This is a genomic window from Amycolatopsis sp. NPDC114478 (genome assembly GCF_055633805.1).
Window position 1 is genome coordinate 286,827 of record NZ_JBVKDO010000001.1, and the last position, 18,430, is coordinate 305,256.

Here is an 18,430-nt window from a genome sequence, read left to right on the forward strand (position 1 = left end):
CACGCTAGCGGAGGGCACCGACGGAATCGGCGCCCTCCGCGCGCGGCTGCCCGGGGTTGTCCACAGCCCTAACGGGCTACGGCCTGCCAGCGCTGGTTCGGCCCGTTCGTCGGCCGGTACAGCCCGATCCGGGCCCCGTCGTCGCGGGACTCGCCCGTGACGTCCAGCAGCTGACCGCTCGCCGCGTTGACGAACGTCCACGTCCCGTCGCCCGTCGTCGACAGCGTCCACTGCGCCGACGCGTCCGGCGTTCCCGGCGGGGCCAGCGTCACCGCGCCGCCCGAGGTGCTCAGGACCTCGCCCGTCGCGGCCGACGTGATCGAGAACCGGTCGCGGTTGCCGTAGCGGCCGGTGCGGTCGGTCAACGTCCAGCGCTGCGCGGCCGCCGACGCGTCCGTCGTGCGCTGGACCAGCGTGCCGTTCTCCGCCGACAGCGACTTGCCGCTCTGCACGCCGGTGAACGCGAACGGCTTGCCGGAACCCAGCCCCGTGCCCGCGGCCGTCGACGACACGCCGTTCACCAGGAACGTCGTCACCGACCGCGCCGGGACCCGCAGCGTCGCCCGCGCCGACGTCACCCGCACCGGCTTGCCGCGGCGCAGCGCGCCCGTGACGTCGGTGACGACCGGCGTCACCGAGGCACCCGGCCGGACGCAGCCGAAACCGGACAGGTCGAGCGTGACGTCCTGCTCCGCCGTCCCCGAGTTGACGTGGACCACCGACGACAGGTCGTCGCCGCGCAGCGCGGCCGTCGAGGCGGTGTCGTTCGACGCGATCAGCCGGTCACCCGGACGGATGTAGTGGGTGAAGTTCCGCACGGTGTCGAACTTCGTATTGGTCCGGATAGGACAGTCCGAAGTGGTGCAGTCGAACGGAACCTGGATCTCGCCCCAGTTCATCCCGGCCGCCGACTCCCCGCCCGGCTTCATGTTGTCGTAGTCCTCGATCGGCTGCCAGCTGACCCACGCGTTCGGCTCCAGCAGGCGCAGGTCGTCGGTGATCTGGGACGCCAGCCCGAGCCCGGGGTCCATGCTGGTGAAGTCCTGCCGGTCCAGCCAGCTGCCGCCGACCTCGCTCATCCACAACGGCTTCGACGCGCCCTTCGCGAGGTCACGCGGGATCGGCCGGTTGCCGGTGCCGTAGGTGTGCACGTTCAGCCGTCCCGCCGCCGCCCGCGCCTCGGCCGACCAGCCCGCCCAGTCCGCGGCGAAGATGTCCGGGTTGGTCTCGTCGGGCGCGGAGACCACCTTCCCGGGCAGCGCCGCGGCCATCGCCGGGATCAGCTGCGCCTGGACGGCCGGCCCGATGTGTGCGCCTTCCTGGCGGCCGCCGGCCGGGTTCCCGTCGGCACCGAGGGTGGTCTTCCAGTAGTTCGTGTTCGGCTCGTTCAGCGGGTCCACCGAAGCGAACTTGATGCCGTGGGCCCGTTCCAGCGTGCGCACGACCTGCGCCAGGTACGCCGTGAAGTCGCCGATCTTGTCCGGGCGCAGCTGCTCGTCGGTGGCGTTGAAGCCGCCCGAGACGTACCCCGACACCGTCTGGAAGTACGGCGGCGAGTTGCTGAACGCCTCCCACTTCGTGACGCGGCTCTTGATCTTGTCGACCCACCAGCGCTGGTTCGGGTCCGCGGACTTGTCGAACTCGGCCGGGTCCCCCGGCGTCCACCAGTCCTTGTCGGCGCGGGTCGTCCCGGCGGGCGCCTTCCACCAGCCGGGCACCGCACCGCCCGGACGCAGGTACGCGGGGACGTCCGGGGCGTTGCCGCCGCCGATGTTGAACCGCGCGATGTTGAGGTTCAACCCGTCGGGCCCGAAGACCAGGTCCGCCAAGCGGTTCCGGACGGAGTCGGGGTAGCCGCCGGTCGCCTCGGCCATCCACGCCAGGCTCGAGCCCCAGCCTTCGAACGGCTGCTGGCGATAGGTGGGATCGGGCCGCACGGTGACGGCAGTGGCCGCGGAAGCGGGTGCCGCGGCCACCCCCGTTGCCACTATCGGTACACAAAGGACGGTCAGCAAACGCCGCGGGTTCATCGTCGAACTGCCCTTCGTTCGGTGGGGACTTCCTCAGGCCTCCGTGTGGCCCAGCAGCGGCCGCGGCACGAACCGGGCCGCCGGGTCGAGCATCGTGCCCAGTTCGAGCACGACGAGGTCGTTGCCGCCCGCGCGGACGACCGGGCGCGGGACGTACAGCGTCCGCTGCGGCCCGCGCCGCCAGTACCGGCCGAGCGGGAACCCGTTGAACCACACGAGACCCTTGCCCCACTCGCCGGTGTCGAGGAACAGGTCCGCGGACGCGTCGACGTCCACCGAAGCCCGCAGCAGCACCGGCCCGGCCACCGCGCCGGCGACCAGCGACGGCACCGCCGGGCGCAGCTCCGGGAGCGCGTCCAGCTCCACGGGCAGCACATCCCAGCCGGTCAGCGGCTCGCCGTGCAGCGTCGCCCCGCCGATGATCCCCTTCGCCTCACCGATGCGCGGGCCGTAGTCGACGCGGCCCTGGTCCTCGACCAGCACCAGCAGCTCGCCGTGCGCCCGCGGCAGCGCGATCGCCCGCTCGTGGTGGTCGCGCTGCAGCGTGCCCACCGGGTCGCCGTCGAAGAACACCGTCGCGCGGTCGCGGACCTCGCCGAAGGTCAGGACGCCCGGCCGGTCGCCGGCAACGGTCGTGCGCAGCAGCGCCAGGCGCGGCATCGGCGTCAGGTCGTCGAACGCGGGCAGCTCCTCGTGGAACTCCCAGGTGCCCCAGCGGTCCGGGGCGTCGAGCAGCCGGACGGGGTTGCGCAGGACCGCGTGCGCGGCCGGCGCGGGCCGGGCCGGGGGCGGGACGGAGTCCGGCACCTTGTGGTAGCGCGCGATCACGTCCCGGAACGCGTGGTACTTCGGCGTCGGGTCGCCGGCTTCGTCCAGCGGCGCGTCGTAGTCGTAGGACGTCACCAGCGGCTGGTAGACGCCCTTGTCGTTCGCGCCGTTGGTGAGGCCGAAGTTGGTGCCGCCGTGGAACATGTACAGGTTGACCGACGCGCCCGCGGCGAGCAGCGCGTCGAGCTCCGCCGCGGCGTCGGCGGCCGGCGTCGTGTGGTGGTGCGCGCCCCAGTGGTCGAACCAGCCGTTCCAGAACTCGCTGCACATCAGCGGGCCGGTCGGCTGGTGCGCGCGCAGGATCGCGAGCCGCTCGCGCGCGCCGGAACCGAAGGACGCGGTGCGGTGCAACCCTTCCAGGCTGCCGGCTTCGAGCATGTCCGGCTGGTCCACTGTGGTCAGTGGCACGGTGATCCCGGACGCGCGCGTGTGGTCGGCCAGCGCCCGCAGGTACTGCTTGTCGTCGCCGAAGGCGCCGTACTCGTTCTCGACCTGGACGAGCAGCACCGGCCCGCCGCGGTCGACCTGGTGCGGCACCACGACTTCGTAGACGCGCGTCAGGTATTCGCGCACGGCCGCGAGGTACCGCGGCTCGTACCGGCGGACCCCGACCGCCGGGTCGCGGAACAGCCACGCCGGCAGGCCGCCGTTGTCCCACTCCGCGCAGATGTACGGGCCGGGCCGGACGATCGCGTACATCCCGGCTTCGGCGACGAGCCGCAGGAAGCGGTCGAGGTCGAGGCCGCCGGACAGGTCGAACGCGTCCGGCGAAGGGGCGTGCGCGTTCCACGGGACGTACGTCTCGATGGTGTTGAGACCCATCCGCCGGGCCTTGTCGATCCGGTCGGCCCACAGGTCCGGGTGCACGCGGAAGTAGTGCAGCGCACCCGAAAGGATCCGGAACGGCTGCCCGTCGAGCAGGAAGTCGGTCTCCCCGATGGCGAACTCAGGCATGCGGAGCCGCCTCCGGGCTCAGCTGGAGCACGGTCCAGGACAGCGGTGGCAGTGTCACGGTGATGGTCGTCCCCCCTGGGTCGGACGTCGCGGCGGCGCCGGGCAACGGCACCGGCCGGACCGGTTGCGCGGTGGCGGTGTTGGTCGTGTGGCGCGTCCCGCCGTCGGGCGTGGTCAGCGTTTCGGCGGCGTACACGCCGTACCGCGCGCCGCGCAGGCGGATGTGGACTTCCGTGGGCGACGCCGTGGCGCGGTTGGTGAGGAACACCGCCCCGCGCCCCGATTCCCCCGCCGTCGCGGCGACGTCGACGAGGTCGACTTCGCCGTGTTGCGCGGTGCGGATCCGGTCGCCCTCGACGGACAGGCGCAGGCTCGCCCCGCTCGCCAGCGCGGCCACCCGCTGGAACGGGAAGAACGTCGCCTGCCGCCACGCCGGGCCGCCGGGCTCGGTGCGGATCGGCGCGATCACGTTCACCAGCTGCGCCTGGTTCGCCATGGTGACGCGGTTGACGTTGCGCAGCAAGGAGCTCAGCAGCGAGCCGACGACGACCGCGTCGGTGACGGTGTAGTCGTCCTCGATGATCCGCGGGTGCTCCCGCCAGCCGCCCTCGGCGAGCCGCGCCTGGTCGACCTCGTTCCAGCGGCGCAGGTCCCAGACGTTCCACTCGTCGACGCTGATCCCGATCTTCTTGTCCAGGCCCAGTTCGGCGAGCGTCTCGTCGATGATCCCCGCGGTGGTGCCGATGAAGCGGTCGAGCGCGGCGCCGCTGGCCAGGTAGCTGTCGGTGTCGCCGTGCAGCTCCTGGTAGTAGGCGTGCAGCGAGATGTGGTCGACGAGCTCGGCGGTGTGGCGCAGCACCGTGCGTTCCCACGACCCGAACGTCGGCATGTCCGCGTGCGAGCTGCCGGCGACGACCAGTTCGACGTCCGGGTCGATCATCCGCATGACCCGCGCGGTCTCGGCGGCGAGGCGGCCGTACTCCTCGGCCGTCTTGTGGCCGATCTGCCACGGGCCGTCCATCTCGTTGCCCAGGCACCACAGCTTGAAGCCGAACGGGCGGTCGGCGCCGTTCGCGCGCCGCCGCTCGCTCAGCTCCGTGCCGCCCGCGTGGTTGCAGTACTCCAGGACGTCGGTGGCCTCTTGGATGCCGCGGGTGCCGAGGTTGACGGCGTACATCACCTCGGCCCCCGCGGCTTCGGCCCACGCGGCGAATTCGTGCAGGCCGAAGCGGTTGGACTCCACGCTGTGCCAGGCCGGGTCGAGCCGGACCGGCCGGTCCGGGCCGACGCCGTCCTCCCAACGGTAGCCGGAGACGAAGTTGCCACCGGGGTAGCGGAGCACGCTCGGCCCGAGCTCCCGGACCAGCTCCAGCACGTCGCCGCGGAACCCGCGATCGTCCGAAGTGGAGTGACCGGGCTCGAACAGTCCCGTGTAGACGGACCGGCCCATGTGCTCGACGAACGAGCCGAAGAGGCGACGCGGGACCGGGCCGATGACCTGACCCGCGTCGCCTTCGATGTGGACGGTCATCCGGCGCTGACCGTGAAGCCCTGCTGGTTGCCGTAGTCGACGAGCGCCTGCTGCCAGGCGGCGAGTCCGGCGTCGAGCCCGGTGCCGTTCAGGTAGGCCTTGCCGACGGTGTCGCTGAAGACGCTGTTGGCGTAGGTCTGGTACGGCAGGTAGGTCCAGCCCTTCGCGACGTCCTTCGACGCCTGGGTCAGCACCTGGTTGATCTTCTGGCCGCCGAAGTACGGGACGGCCTCGTCGACGAACGCGGGCGAGGTCAGGTCGGCCGTAGTGGACGGGAACCCGCCGCTCTTGATGAACGGCTGGACGCCGCCGCCGTGGTTGAGCCAGCGCACGAACGCCGCGGCCAGCGCCGGATTGGCGCTCTGCTTGACGACGGACTGGGTGCTGCCGCCGTTCTCCGCGGTGACCGGCTGCCCGTCGTAGGTCGGCATCGGCGCCACCGCCCACTTCCCGTTGCCGCCCGGCACCGAGGACATGAAGTTGCCCGGCATCCAGGCGCCGGTGACCAGGGACGAGATGGTGCCGTCACCGAGGGCGCGGAACCAGTCGTCGGACCACTCCTTGACCGGGGCGAGCAGCTTGCCCTGGATCAGCTGGTCCCAGTTCGCGGTCCACTTCTTGACGCCCGGGTCCGCGAAGTTGATCTTGACGTTCTTGCCGTCGACGCTGAACGGGCGCCCGCCCGCCTGCCAGATCATGCTCAGCGCGAACCCGGGGTCGCCGGTGTCGGAGGCGATGAACTTCGTCGGGTCGGCCGCGTGCAGCTTCTTGGCCGCCGCGAGGTACTCGTCCCACGTCTTCGGCACGGCGATGCCGTTCTTGTCGAAGACTTCCTTGTTGTAGAACAGGGCCATCGGCCCGGAGTCCTGCGGCAGGCCGTAGAGCCCGGTGCTGTTCTTCACCTGCGCCCAGGTCGAGGCGCTGTAGTCCTTTTCGAACGAACCGAAGCCGTATTGATCCAGGTTGACCAGTGAATCGGTCAGCGCGAACTGCGGCAGCGCGTAGTACTCGATCTGCGCCACGTCCGGCGCGCCGTTGCCGGCCTTGATCGCGTTCTGCAGCTTGGTGTACTCGTCCTTGTTCGTCCCGGCGTTGACGTAGTTGACGTGCACGTTCGGGTATTCCTTCTCGAACGCGGCGACCTGGTCCTTGGCCGAGGGGGTCCAGCTCCAGTACGTGATCGTCCCGCCCGCCTTGAGCGCGGCGTCGACCGAGTCCTGGGTGCCGGTGGCGGCGGCGGGGCCGGACGTGCTCCCGGACGAGCAGCCGACCGCGAGAGCGGCGGCGAGCGCCACGGCGGCGAACGCCTTGGCGCGACTGCGGATGCGTGACATCGAGTGTCCCTTCACGACGGTGTGACGGCGGCTATTGCTTGACGCTGCCCGCGCTCAGCCCGGACTGCCAGAACCGTTGCATGAGCAGGAAAGCGAGGACGAGGGGGATGATCGTGAGCAACGACCCCGTGAGCACGAGGTTGAAGATCGGCTGGGCGCCGGCGCCGTTGGCCTGTGCGCTCCACTGGTTGAGCCCGACGGTCAGCGGGTACCACTTGGGCTCGCTGAGCATGATCAGCGGGAGGAAGTAGTTGTTCCAGGTCTGCACCATGGTGAACAGCGCGACCGTGACGATCCCGGGGACGAGCTGGCGCAGCGTCACGGTGAGGAAGATCCGGAGCTCGCCCGCGCCGTCGATCCGCGCCGCTTCCAGCAGCTCGTCGGGGATCGCGTCGGCGGCGTAGACCCAGATCAGGTAGAGGCCGAACGGGCTGATCAGCGACGGGATGATGATGGCCAGCGGTGTGTTGGTCAGCCCGAGCTTGCTGAACATCAGGAACGTCGGCACGGCGAGCGCCGTCGCGGGGACGGCCACGGCCCCGAGGACTACCGCGAACACCGCGCGGCGACCCGGGAAGCGGTACTTGGCCAGGCCGTAGCCCGCCGCGGTGGCGAGGACCGTCGCGCCGCCGGCGCCGACCACGACGTAGAGCAGCGTGTTGCCGAGCCAGCGGAAGAAGATCCCGCCGTTGTAGGTGAACGTCTGGCCGATGTTGTCGAACAGCGCGAAGGTGCCGCCGAGGGACAGGCCCGACGTCGAGAACAGGGCGTCCTGGGTTTTCGACGCGTTGATCAGCAGCCAGACCAGCGGCACCAGGGTGTAGAGCAGGTACAGCGCCATGACCGCGGTGAGGACGCGGGACTTGCGCGGCCGCGTCACCGAAAAGGTCGCCACGTCACATCCCCTTCCGGGAGCCGCGCAGCTGCACCACGTAGGCGATGACCGCGGTGATCACGCCCATCACGATCGCGACCGCGGCGGAGTAGTTGTACTGCTGGCCCGCGAAGGAAAGGTTGTAGGCGTACATGTTCGGCGTGTAGAACGTGCCGATCACGTTCGGCACCAGGTTGCGCATGATGTTCGGCTCGTTGAACAGCTGGAAGCTGCCGATGATCGAGAAGATCGTCGCGATCACGATGGCCCCGCGGATCGCCGGGAGCTTGACCGACAGGATCGTGCGGAACGCGCCGGCGCCGTCGATCGAGGCCGCTTCGAACAGCTCCTGGGGAATCACCTTGAGCGCGGAGTAGAAGATCAGCATGTTGTAGCCGACGAACTCCCAGGTGACGACGTTGCCGATCGAGGCGAGCAGCCAGTTCTGGGACAGCGGCTTGATCGCGTCGGTGCCGAGCAGGTGGTTGAGGTCGGCGGCCAGTCCGAAGTGGTCACCGTAGATGAAGCCCCACATCAGGGCGGCGACCACGGCCGGCACGGCGTACGGCAGGAAGATGACGACCCGGAAGAACCCGGCGGCGTGCAGGCGGGCGCTGTCGATCGCCAGCGCCGCGATCAGCGCGAGCACCAGCATGATCGGCACCTGCACGGCGAGGAACACCAGCACCCGCCGGAAAGCCTCCCAGAACTTGGGGTCGGCGAGCACCTGCGCGTAGTTGTCACCGCCGACGAACACCGTGCCGCCGAAGAAAGCCTGGTCGCGGAAGAGGCTGAGCACGAAGGCGTAGACGACCGGCGCGACGAAGGTCAGCGCGAACACCAGCATGAAGGGGGCGACGAAGAGCCAGCCGCGCCAGTTCCGCCGCGGGCGGCGGGCCGCGGGCGCCGGGCGAGCCGGGGCCGCGACGGGCGGTGCCGCTGTGGACGTCATCGTCCCTCCGGGAGTTTCGTGCCGATGTTTACGTCAACATTCTCGCGGCGAAGGGTAACGTGTTGACGTAAACATGTCCAGGACACTCCCGAGGAGACACTCGTGCCGGCTGCATCCCCCCGTCGTGGACCGTCGATGGCGGACGTGGCCCGCGAGGCGGGCGTGTCGGGGCAGACGGTGTCCCGGGTGGCGAACGGGAAGACGAACGTCGATGACGCCACCCGCGAACGCGTCCTCGCCGCGATGCGCCGCATCGGCTACCGGCCCAACAGCGCGGCGCGGGCGTTGCGCAACGGCAAGTTCCGCAGCATCGGCGTGATCATTTCGGCGCTGCCGACGTTCGGCAACAGCCGCACGCTCGACGCGATCGCGGCGGCGGTCGTGCCGGAGGGGTTCTCGATCATCCTGATGCCGGTGACGCGGCCGACGCAGGGCGAGGTGACGGGCGCGTTCAGCAAGCTGAACGAGCAGGCCGTCGACGGCGTGATCATCCTGATCGAGCAGCACCAGCTGGACCAGAGCGAGATCGAGCTGCCGCACGGGCTCCCGGTGGTGGTGATCGACTCGAGCGCCCGCTACGACTACCCGGTGGTGGACACCGACCAGGCCGACGGCGCGGCCACGGCGACCCGCCACCTGCTGGAGCTGGGGCACGCGACGGTGTGGCACATCGCGGGTCCCCCGCAGTCGTACTCGGCCGAGCGGCGCCGCAAGTCGTGGCGGGCCACTTTGGAGCTGGCGGGTGCGTTCGTGCCGCCGGTGCTGACGGGTGACTGGTCTCCGTCGTCGGGCTACGAGGCCGGGTTGGCGTTGGCCCGCGACCCGTCGGTGACCGCGGTGTTCACGGCCAACGACCAGATGGCGCTGGGGTTGCTGCGGGCGTTGCACGAGTCGGGCCGCCGGGTGCCGGACGAGGTGAGCGTGGTGGGGTTCGACGACATGGAGGAGTCGGCCCACTTCTGGCCCCCGTTGACGACGATCCGCCAGTCGTTCGAGGCGGTCGGCCGGCACGCGGTCGAGGCGCTGCTGGCGGAGATCGAGACGGGCGCGGAGGCCGGCGAGCCGGTGTCGGTGCCGACGGAGCTGATCGTCCGTTCGAGCACGGCCCCGCCCCCGGCTTGACCTGCGGGCCCGCGGCGACGGTCCGGAACTGTCGGTGCCTGCCGGTAGAGTAGAAGACGGGGGGCGCCCCCGCGGGCTCGGTCGGGCGGGCGCCGTCAGGCAGGCTCGGTCGGGCGGAACTGGTGAGGGCATGACATCCGCAGTGGGCGACCGGCTTCGGGACTTCCTCCGCGACCTCCAGGCCACCACCACGTGGACGATCGTCGCCGACGAGGCGTGCTGGCGGCTGGCCGGGTCGACGTGGCAGGCCACTGTGGTCGTCGAGCCGCGCTGGCTCGGGCTGGAGTTCGAGGCGCGGGATCCGGCCACCGGCAAGCGCGTCACCTACGACATCGACACCGACCTGTACGACATCTCGCGCGACGAGCAACGCGCGTTCGCGGACGAGATCGAGCGGGACATCATCGAGTTCCTCGGCAACCTGCGCGGGGAAGTCCTGCTGCGCGGGACCGACGGGGCGAAACTCGTGCTCGACTTCCCCTTGGACGGTTCCTACGTCCGCGTCGTCCGGGGTCGCTTCCGGACCAGCGCGTCCACGCACGCCGGCCTCAGCACGGACGGCTTCGTGCCGGTGCGGTGACGAACTCCGTTTCACCGCGCGGAAGCCGGGGCATTACCGGCCACCAAGCCGGGACTGCCGGTCCCGCGAACGTCGCAGTGGTGTGGACCATTCGGCCGCACCGCAGCAGAAACGAGGCCGTCATGCTCGCCATCCTCGCCGCCGTCCTCTTCGGGCTGGCCCTGCTCATGGAACTGGCCGGGTTCGGCCTCGGGCCGGTCGTCACGACCGGGACGCTGACCACCGCCGGGCTGCTGTGCGTCGCGCTGCACCTGGCCGGCGTCGCGACGGACCGGTCGCGGTTCAGCCGGCGGCGGCGTCGCTGACGCGCTGGAGCACCTGGGCGAACACCTCGGGCGACTGGGCGCCCGCGACGCCGAACCGCCGGTCGATCACGAAGAACGGCACCCCGGTCGCGCCGAGCGCCCGGGCTTCTTCGCCGTCCGACGCGACTTCGGCTTCGTAGGCGTCCGACTCGAGCACCGCGCGGGCGTCGCCGGCGTCGAGCCCGGCTTCGGCGGCCAGCTCCACCAACGACTCGCGGTCGAACAGGGACCGCCGTTCGGTGAAGTGCGCGCGGTAGAACCGGTCGACGACGGTGTCGGCCAGCCCGTGCTCGGCCGCGAGGTGGACCAGGCGGTGGCCGTCGACGGTGTTTCCCATGTGGACACCGTCGAGGTGGTACTCGAGACCGTCGGCGGCCGCGCGCTGCTCCATCTGCGCTTCCATCGCGTCGGCTTCTTCGAGCGTCCGGCCGTACTTCTCGGCGAGCACCTCGCGCGTCGGCCGGGACGTCCCGCGCGGGAACGAGGGGTCGAGCTGGAAGGAGTGGTGCACGACCTCGACGTCGGCGCCGAGCTCGGCGACCGCCCGTTCGAAGCGGCGCTTGCCGAGGTAGCACCAGGGACACACGAGATCGGACCAGATGTCAACACGCACGAAACCAAGCTAACCCGGCCGGTGGCACGCACTTCAAGGTAACCGAGCGCGACCTGCGGATAGGGTGGCCCGGTGACCGTTTCGACCGACGACATCGTCCGCCACGCGGCGCGGCTGCTGTTCGCCGGAACCCGCCTCGACCTCGGCCGGATGGCGGCCGAGCTGGGGATCTCCCGCACGACGTTCTTCCGCCGCGTCGGCAACCGCGACGACCTTATGGGCGCCGGGCTGCGGTTGCTGTCCGACCGCACGTGGCAGCGGGCGCTGGAGCACTGGCACGCCGCCCACGGTGCCGCGGTCCGCGACCCCGAGGGACGGCTGCGGTGCCTGTGGGTGATGGAGGAGTACCGCCGCGAGGTGGCGGGCAACGAGGGCATGCGCAAGCTGATCGAGGCGGAGTCGACGGTGGCGTTGCGGGTGCTGACCGACCCGCGCGGAGCGGTCCAGCCGGCGTTGGTCGACGCGCACGTGGAGCTGTTCCGCGCGGACGCGTCGGCGGCGGGTTTGACGCCGCTGGTGGGGTTGCCGGACTTGGCGTTCGCGGTAGTGCGGCTAGGTGAGTCGTTCTTGTATTCGGACGTGCTGGCGGCGCGAACGGTGGACTTGAAGGTGGCGACGACGCTGCTGGACACGTTGGTGCGCGGAGCTTTGGAGCCGACCGCGGCCCACTGACGCGGTTGCCCGCTTCGCTGCCGCACGCCTGCGCGATGCGGCGGCCGATCGGCGGCCGCCGTACCCGGAGCGGCGCCGCGCCCCGAGCAGCCGCCCTACCCGGGGCGGCCGCCGCGCCCGGAGCGACCGCCGTACCCGGAGCAGCCGCCACGCCCAGAGCGACCGCCGCGCCCCGACCAGCCGACGCACCCCGAGCAGCCGCTGGACCGGAGCAGCCCCCGCGCCCGGAGCGACCGCCGTATCCGGAGCAGCCGCCGCGTCCGGAGCGGCCACGGCGGCGCAGCGCAACCACCGCCGCCGAACTCGCCACGGCGGCCGGAAGCCGGGGCCCCGCCGGCCCACTTTGCTCACCGGCGTGAGTGCCTTCCACCCCCGAATCGCTGAGCAAGCGCACAGTCGGTCAGCCGCTCACCCGTTCGGGTGTTGTGGAACATTTGACCGAAGTGTTTCATAAGGCGACGGGAAAGCGGTTACCCCGCATCCCGCACGCGGCACGCCCTTCGTTGCCGTGCAACGGTTCTGTCGATCCGCCCCTCCGTGTCCGGGCGCGCTTCCGCCTGCCCGGGGAAAGAGAGCGATCCATGTCCGTACTCACCAGCCCGCCGACGTCGTCTGGCTCGGGTGAGAAAATTTCCCGCCGCCGCTCCTGGCGGGCCAAGGCCGCCGGGGTCCTCGTGGCCGCCTTGACGGTCACCACCGTCGTCGCCTCGCCGGCGCCCGCCGCCGACAACCCCTACGAACGGGGGCCCGACCCGACCACCGCCAGCATCGAAGCGAGCCTTGGCAGCTTCGCCACCAGCACCGTCACCGTGTCGCGGCTGGCCGTTTCGGGTTTCGGCGGCGGGACCATCTACTACCCCACCACCACGACCGCCGGCACGTTCGGGGCGATCTCGATCGCGCCCGGCTTCACCGCGCTCCAGTCGAGCATCGCCTGGCTGGGCCCGCGGCTCGCGTCGCAGGGGTTCGTCGTGTTCACCATCGACACGCTGACCACCAGCGACCAGCCCGACAGCCGGGGCCGGCAGCTGCTGGCCTCGCTCGACTACCTCACCCAGCAGAGCAGCGTCCGGTCCCGCATCGACAGCAGCAGGCTCGGCGTGGTCGGGCACTCGATGGGCGGCGGCGGCACGCTCGAGGCGGCGCGCTCCCGGCCGTCGCTGCAGGCCGCGATCCCGCTGACCGGCTGGGACCTGACCAAGAACTGGTCGACCCTGCAGGTGCCGACACTCGTCGTCGGCGCGCAGGCGGACACCGTCGCCCCGGTGGCCACGCACTCGATCCCGTTCTACACCAGCCTGCCGTCCTCTTTGGACAAGGCGTACCTCGAACTGCGCGGCGCCAGCCACTTCGCCCCCAACTCGCCGAACACGACGATCGCGAAGTACACCCTGGCCTGGCTCAAGCGGTTCATCGACAACGACACCCGCTACGAACAGTTCCTCTGCCCGATCCCGAGCCCCGACCTGTCCATTTCGGACTACCGGGGCAACTGCCCGCACAACGGCTGACCGGTCAGCCGGACACGCCGAGGGTGACCGACACCTTGCCCCTGGCGTGCCCGGCTTCCTGGTACGCGATCGCGGTGCGCAGGTCGTCGAACGGGTAGCTCCGGTCGATCACCGGCGTGACCGCACCCCGCTCCACCAACGCGGCCAGCTCGCCCAGGACCGCCTTCTTGTCCGGGCAAGCGACCGCGTCCGCGAGCACCACCCGCCGCCGCGCGAACGGCCCGGCGGCCAGCGCGGCGAAGACATGCCCGGCCGGCTGCAGCCAGCGCCCCGCGGGCCCGCCCACCGCGACGAACCGGCCCGAACGCTCCAGCACCCGGCGGCAGCCGAAGAGCGATCGGCCGCCGGCGATGTCCAGCACGACGTCGTACCGCCGTCCGGTGCGGGTGAAGTCGGCAGACCGGTAGTCGACCACGTGCGACGCCCCGAGGGATCGCACGAGGTCCGCGTTCGCCGCGCCGCACACCGCGTCGACCTCCGCCCCGAGCGCCTTCGCGAGCTGGACGGCGAAGGTGCCGACGCCGCCCGAAGCGCCGTTGACGAGCACGCGCTGCCCGGCAGACACTCCCTCCAGCGCGACCCACGCGGTGACGGCCGCCATCGGCATTGCCGCCGCCTGCTCGTGGGTGAGGTTCGCGGGCATGGGTGCCAGCAGGTCCTCACTTACGCAGACGTACTCCGCGTACGCCCCGCGCGGCAGCAACGCGTAGACGTCGTCCCCCGGCGAAAACCGCCGCCCGACGGTCTCCACCCGGCCGGCCAGGTCGCAGCCGAGGACGCCCACCGGCGGGCGGCGCAGACCGAACCCGCCCGTCATGAGTCTCGCGACGTACGGCTCGCCTCTCATGAAGTGCCAGTCGTACGGGTTGACCGACGTGGCGTGCACGCGGACCAGCACCTCACCGTCCGCGGGGACGGGGTCGGGCACGTCTTCCCAGGTCAGAGTCTCCGCCGGGCCGTACACACGCTGAACGAGAGCCTTCACAGCGCCTCCCTTACGTTGTAAGTCGTACGTTGTACGGTAGCGGCGGTCCGGACGCGGGGTCAAGGAGCCTTACGTTGTACGATCTTCGGCGTGACCACCGACGCGCGGATCCCGCTGAGCCGGCAGCGCGTGCTGCGAACGGCCGTCGCGCTCGCCGACGAGCACGGTCTGCGCGCGGTGACGATGCGCCGCCTCGCGGAGGAGCTCGGCGCCGAGGCGATGTCGCTCTACTACCACGTGGCCAAGAAGGACGACGTGCTCGACGGCATCGTCGACGTCGTCGCGCAGGAGATCAACGAAGCCGTCGCCCGGCTGGAACCCGGTCCGGACTGGCGGCGGACGGCCCGCCGGCGCATCCTCGCGGCCCGTCAGGTGTTCCTCCGCCACCGCTGGGCCCCGCCCCTGTTCGAGACGCGGTCGTCGACGAGCCTCGCGGTGCTGAAGTACTACGACGGCCTGGTCGGCGTGATGCGCGACGGCGGGTTCTCGCACGACCGGATCCACCACGCCCTGCACGCGCTCGGCAGCCGGGCCCTGGGGTTCAGCCACGAGGTGTTCGACCCGAACGCGGGCGCGTCGGCGGAGATCCCGGCGGACCTGGCGGCGCAGCTGCCGAACCTGGTCGGGATGCTGAGCGAAATCGCCCACGACGACCCGGACTCGACGCTGGGCTGGTGCGACGACCAGGCGGAGTTCGAGTTCGGGCTGGACCTCATCCTCGCCGGCTTGGACCTGCTGCGGGACCGGTAGTCCAGCACGTGGGACACCGCCGCCCGGCGGAGCAGAATCGGCGGTGTGTCGCGACCACTGCGGAAGCTCGGCTTCCTGACCATCGGCCTCTTCGACCCCGCCGACCCGCGGCGCGGGCACGAGTCGACCCTGGAGATCATCGAGCTCGGTGAGCGGCTGGGGTTCGACAGCGCCTGGTTGCGGCACCGGCACCTGCAGCACGGCATCTCATCACCCGTCGCCGTGCTGGCCGCGGCGTCGCAGCGCACCGAACGGATCGAGCTCGGCACCGCCGTCATCCCGCTCGGCTGGGAGAACCCGCTGCGGCTCGCCGAGGACCTCGCCACCGTCGACTTGCTTTCCGGGGGCCGGCTCAACCCGGGGATCAGCGTCGGGCCGCCGATGCGCTACGACGAGGTCAAGCGCGCCCTCTACCCGGACACCGCGGACGCCGAGGATTTCTCCTACGAGCGCGTGCGGCGGCTGCTGGACTTCGTGCGCGGCGAGCCGGCCACCGGGTTCAGCGGCACCGAGGGCTTCGAGGTCTTCTCCGACCGCGTCCAGCCGCAGTCACCCGGGCTCGGCGAGCGCCTGTGGTACGGCGGCGCGAGCCTGCGTTCGGCGGAGTGGGCGGGCAAGCACGCGATGAACTTCCTGACCAGCAGCGTGGTCAAGGCCGAAGGCGAGAGCACGGACTTCGCCGAGATCCAGCTTTCGCACATCCGGACCTTCCGCGAGCACCACCCGGCCGGGCGCATCTCGCAGGGCCTGGTCGTCATCCCGACCGACACGGCGACGCCGGAACAGCGCGCGAAGTACGAGGCCTACGCCGAGAAACGGCTGCCGCGCACCGCGGTACCGCAGGGCCCGGCGCGGATGCTGTTCTCCCCCGACTACGTCGGCAGCTCTGCCGAAATCGCCGAGCGCCTGCACGCGCACGCGGCGTTCCGCGAGGTCGACGAGGTGGCTTTCGCCCTGCCGTTCACCTTCGAACACGAAGACTACGTGCAGATCCTCACCGACATCGCGGAACGCCTGGGCCCGGAGCTCGGCCGGAAGAGCTGACTTACTTGTTGGTGCCCGGGGTCAGCACCTTGTCGATCACGAAGACCGTGGCGTTCTTCGTGGGGATGTTGCCGCACAGGATCTTCGCGCCGTTGACGGTCAGGTTGTCGCCCGAGCCCTCGATCTTCAGCGGCCCGCCCGCGGTGTTCAGCGAGTCCAGCGTGCCGGCGGCCGCGAGGCCCTTGGCGTCGTAGCGCTTGCCGACGACGTGGTACTGCAGGATCGGCGCCAGCTCGGCCGGCTTGCCCGCCAGCTCGTTGAACTTCGCGTCGCCCAGCGCGGCGAAGGCCGGGTCGGCCGGCGCGAACACGGTGATGGCCTGCTGGCTGTTGAGGGTGTCGACCAGGTTGGTGGCCTTGACCGCCGCCACCAGCTTGGTCAGCAGCGGGTTCGTCGACGCGGCCGAAGCGACCGGCTGCGGGCCCATCGAGTCCAGCGAACCGGGCGCGGAACCCTGCGGCAGCTGCGAACAGGCGGGGCCGAAGACGTCGGCGTTGGTCGTCACGCCGTTGGACGCGGCGGAGTCGGCGGAAGACGACGGCGCGGCCATCGACGACGACGGCGCGGGGGCCGGGGCACTGCTGGAGCTCCCGGAGGAAGCGGTGTCGCTGCCGCTGCACGCGGTCAGCGAAAGCGCGGCCACGGCGGCGAAACCGATTCCGGCGACACGAAGCTTGGTCACGAAAATCACTCCAAAAAAGCGGCTGTGAACTTCTTCTTACTCGGCATTCGGAACTACTCGGAAAGCGGATTGGCACCCGATCGAGTGATGCAGGTCACCGGGCGGTGAAATTGATGCTGTGCCACCCGGTGGCTCCGTCGGGCACGGTTCCGGCGCGCATGTCCGTCTGCGTGTACCCGCTTTTGTCGGTCGCCCGGCAGACGACCTGGTGGCCGCCGGACGCGGCGTCGAACTCGATCCACCACATGCGCCAGGTGTTGAGGTTCACCTCGTGTGAGACCATGGCTTCGCGCCACGGGCCGTCGTCGAGGCGCACCTCGACCTTCTCGACGCCGGTGTGCTGCGCCCACGCGATGCCGGCGACGCGCACCTTTCCCGACGGCACGGTTTCGAAACCCTTCGGCGTGTCGATCCGCGATTCCGTCTTGATCGGCGCTTCGCGGCTCCAGCCTCGTTTCAGCCAATAGGCCTGACGGGCTTGCCACGTCGTCACTTCGAGATCGGTGACCCATTTCGTCGCCGACACGTAACCGTACAACCCCGGAATCACGAGCCGCGCCGGGAATCCGTGTTCGATCGGCAGCGGTTCCCCGTTCATCCCGATGGCGAGCATGGCGCCGCGCTCGCGGTCCGTCGCCGCGGCGACCGGACTGCCGGACGTCCAGCCGTCCACACTGGACGAATAGAGCTGCTCGGCCCCGGGCCGGACCCCGGCCTCCTCGAGGAGGTCCGCCAGGTCGACGCCGATGAAGTTCGCCGTGGACACGTAGGTGCCGCCGACCTCGTTGGAGACGCACGTCATCGTGATGGTGCGTTCGACCAGCGGCCGATTGCGGATGTCGCCGTAGCGGTAGCGGAGTTCGCGGTCGACCATGCCGTGCAGGCGCAGGCTCCAGTCCTCGGTCCGGACCTGCGGGACCGACAGCGCGGTGTCCACGCGGTAGAAGTCGGCGTTGCGGGTGACGAACGTCGGCGTGCCCAGTTTCGCGAAGTCGGCGTCGGCCGGGATCATCGGCGCGGTGCGGACCGGGACCAGCCGCCCGACGGCGGCGCGCGACGACGCCGCGTCCCGGGTGCCGGCGAGGAGCTGCCCGCCGAGGCCCGCGACGCCCGCGCCGACGACCACGCCGGCGCCGGCCAGCAACACCGTCCGGCGCGAGGAGTCGGCCACGACGTCGCGCCGGGCCGCCCGGTGCAGGAAGGCGAACGTCGCGACGCCGGCGACCAGGCTGGCCAGCGGGGCGAGCAGGGCGACGGTGGAGAGGTCGGGACGCGCGTACACCGCGACCATGCCGAGGAGGCCGAACCCGGTGACCACGACGAGCCCCGGCCACGGCGTGCGCCGGGAGGCGAGCCCCGCGACCGCCGCGGCCAGCACCATGACGACGGCCATGCCGGAGAGCAGCACGAGCTTGTCGTACGTGCCGAAGGTGCGGACCGCGAAGTCCTTGAGCTGCACCGGCGTCAGGTCGATCGCGCCGTTGCCGACCGCCAGGTAGGGCGACGCGTTGACGCCGACGAACCCGGCGACGAGGTGGCCCGCCGCCAGCGCGGCCGCGAGCGCCAGGACACCCAGGAGGGCGGCGACCCACCAGCGGAGCTTCGGCGCGGGTGCCGTCGGAGATGGCCGTTCGGCCGTGGAGGTGCTCATCGCGTGCGCATC

Annotated in this window: 17 protein-coding genes; 7 read left to right on the forward strand and 10 right to left on the reverse strand. The window is 70.9% G+C overall.

Going from position 1 to position 18,430, the window contains the following annotated elements; translation table 11 throughout:
- Positions 1 to 68: 68 nt before the first annotated feature.
- The 6 genes from ACZ7OH_RS01380 to ACZ7OH_RS01405 all read right to left on the reverse strand — a co-directional run bounded on the left by ACZ7OH_RS01380 (position 69) and on the right by ACZ7OH_RS01405 (position 8,503).
- Entirely contained in the window at positions 69 to 1,976 is a 1,908-nt protein-coding gene (locus ACZ7OH_RS01380; protein ID WP_470279055.1) for a glycoside hydrolase, read from the reverse strand.
- Positions 1,977 to 2,063: 87 nt separating this feature from the next.
- Positions 2,064 to 3,812 (reverse strand): glycoside hydrolase family 35 protein, encoded by a 1,749-nt coding sequence (locus tag ACZ7OH_RS01385; RefSeq protein WP_470279056.1) that lies wholly within the window; start codon positions 3,810 to 3,812, stop codon positions 2,064 to 2,066.
- Positions 3,805 to 5,343 carry an alpha-N-arabinofuranosidase gene (locus ACZ7OH_RS01390; protein ID WP_470279057.1) on the reverse strand — a complete coding sequence of 513 codons (1,539 nt, stop codon included), beginning with the start codon at positions 5,341 to 5,343 and terminating at the stop codon, positions 3,805 to 3,807. The genes ACZ7OH_RS01385 and ACZ7OH_RS01390 overlap by 8 nt, the downstream gene beginning before the upstream one ends.
- Positions 5,340 to 6,677, reverse strand: coding sequence for an ABC transporter substrate-binding protein (locus ACZ7OH_RS01395; protein ID WP_470279058.1), 1,338 nt, complete (start codon positions 6,675 to 6,677; stop codon positions 5,340 to 5,342). The genes ACZ7OH_RS01390 and ACZ7OH_RS01395 overlap by 4 nt, the downstream gene beginning before the upstream one ends.
- A 31-nt stretch (positions 6,678 to 6,708) precedes the next feature.
- Positions 6,709 to 7,572 carry a carbohydrate ABC transporter permease gene (locus ACZ7OH_RS01400; RefSeq protein ID WP_470279059.1) on the reverse strand — a complete coding sequence of 288 codons (864 nt, stop codon included), beginning with the start codon at positions 7,570 to 7,572 and terminating at the stop codon, positions 6,709 to 6,711.
- A gap of 1 nt (position 7,573) precedes the next feature.
- Positions 7,574 to 8,503, reverse strand: coding sequence for a carbohydrate ABC transporter permease (locus ACZ7OH_RS01405; protein WP_470279060.1), 930 nt, complete (start codon positions 8,501 to 8,503; stop codon positions 7,574 to 7,576).
- A 135-nt stretch (positions 8,504 to 8,638) separates the two neighbouring features.
- Here ACZ7OH_RS01405 and ACZ7OH_RS01410 point away from each other — a divergent pair, with 135 nt between their 5' ends.
- From ACZ7OH_RS01410 to ACZ7OH_RS01420, 3 genes are all read left to right on the forward strand, one after another.
- A complete protein-coding gene (locus ACZ7OH_RS01410) occupies positions 8,639 to 9,625 on the forward strand; it encodes a LacI family DNA-binding transcriptional regulator (RefSeq protein WP_470279061.1) in 987 nt (328 codons plus the stop codon).
- A 130-nt stretch (positions 9,626 to 9,755) separates the two neighbouring features.
- Positions 9,756 to 10,205, forward strand: a complete 450-nt coding sequence (locus tag ACZ7OH_RS01415) for a hypothetical protein (protein WP_470279062.1) — start codon at positions 9,756 to 9,758, stop codon at positions 10,203 to 10,205.
- A 122-nt stretch (positions 10,206 to 10,327) separates the two neighbouring features.
- Positions 10,328 to 10,510: a hypothetical protein gene (locus ACZ7OH_RS01420; RefSeq protein WP_160701928.1), complete on the forward strand. Its 183-nt coding sequence runs from the start codon at positions 10,328 to 10,330 to the stop codon at positions 10,508 to 10,510.
- On the opposite strand, the gene ACZ7OH_RS01425 is transcribed toward ACZ7OH_RS01420, so the two are convergent.
- On the reverse strand, positions 10,488 to 11,111 hold the full coding sequence (locus tag ACZ7OH_RS01425; protein ID WP_470279558.1) for a DsbA family oxidoreductase: 624 nt from the start codon (positions 11,109 to 11,111) through the stop codon (positions 10,488 to 10,490). The two genes, ACZ7OH_RS01420 and ACZ7OH_RS01425, sit on opposite strands and share 23 nt — an antisense overlap.
- Positions 11,112 to 11,195: 84 nt before the next feature.
- Here ACZ7OH_RS01425 and ACZ7OH_RS01430 point away from each other — a divergent pair, with 84 nt between their 5' ends.
- Positions 11,196 to 11,795, forward strand: coding sequence for a QsdR family transcriptional regulator (locus ACZ7OH_RS01430; RefSeq protein WP_470279063.1), 600 nt, complete (start codon positions 11,196 to 11,198; stop codon positions 11,793 to 11,795).
- Positions 11,796 to 12,376: 581 nt separating this feature from the next.
- Entirely contained in the window at positions 12,377 to 13,306 is a 930-nt protein-coding gene (gene bdeA, locus ACZ7OH_RS01435; RefSeq protein ID WP_470279064.1) for a bis(hydroxyethyl) terephthalate hydrolase, read from the forward strand.
- 4 nt (positions 13,307 to 13,310) lie between these two features.
- Here bdeA and ACZ7OH_RS01440 read toward each other — a convergent pair whose 3' ends face one another.
- On the reverse strand, positions 13,311 to 14,291 hold the full coding sequence (locus tag ACZ7OH_RS01440) for an NAD(P)-dependent alcohol dehydrogenase (RefSeq protein WP_470279065.1): 981 nt from the start codon (positions 14,289 to 14,291) through the stop codon (positions 13,311 to 13,313).
- 90 nt (positions 14,292 to 14,381) lie between these two features.
- Here ACZ7OH_RS01440 and ACZ7OH_RS01445 point away from each other — a divergent pair, with 90 nt between their 5' ends.
- Both ACZ7OH_RS01445 and ACZ7OH_RS01450 read left to right on the forward strand, forming a co-directional pair.
- On the forward strand, positions 14,382 to 15,041 hold the full coding sequence (locus ACZ7OH_RS01445; protein WP_470279066.1) for a TetR/AcrR family transcriptional regulator C-terminal domain-containing protein: 660 nt from the start codon (positions 14,382 to 14,384) through the stop codon (positions 15,039 to 15,041).
- Positions 15,042 to 15,086: 45 nt separating this feature from the next.
- The gene (locus ACZ7OH_RS01450; protein WP_470279067.1) at positions 15,087 to 16,085 is read left to right on the forward strand and encodes an LLM class flavin-dependent oxidoreductase; all 999 of its coding nucleotides are present in this window, start codon (positions 15,087 to 15,089) and stop codon (positions 16,083 to 16,085) included.
- A gap of 1 nt (position 16,086) precedes the next feature.
- On the opposite strand, the gene ACZ7OH_RS01455 is transcribed toward ACZ7OH_RS01450, so the two are convergent.
- Both ACZ7OH_RS01455 and ACZ7OH_RS01460 read right to left on the reverse strand, forming a co-directional pair.
- Positions 16,087 to 16,767 (reverse strand): fasciclin domain-containing protein, encoded by a 681-nt coding sequence (locus ACZ7OH_RS01455; protein ID WP_400893670.1) that lies wholly within the window; start codon positions 16,765 to 16,767, stop codon positions 16,087 to 16,089.
- 94 nt (positions 16,768 to 16,861) lie between these two features.
- Complete coding sequence (locus ACZ7OH_RS01460) at positions 16,862 to 18,418, reverse strand: molybdopterin-dependent oxidoreductase (protein ID WP_470279069.1); 1,557 nt, start codon at positions 18,416 to 18,418, stop codon at positions 16,862 to 16,864.
- Between the last annotated feature and the right edge of the window lie 12 nt (positions 18,419 to 18,430).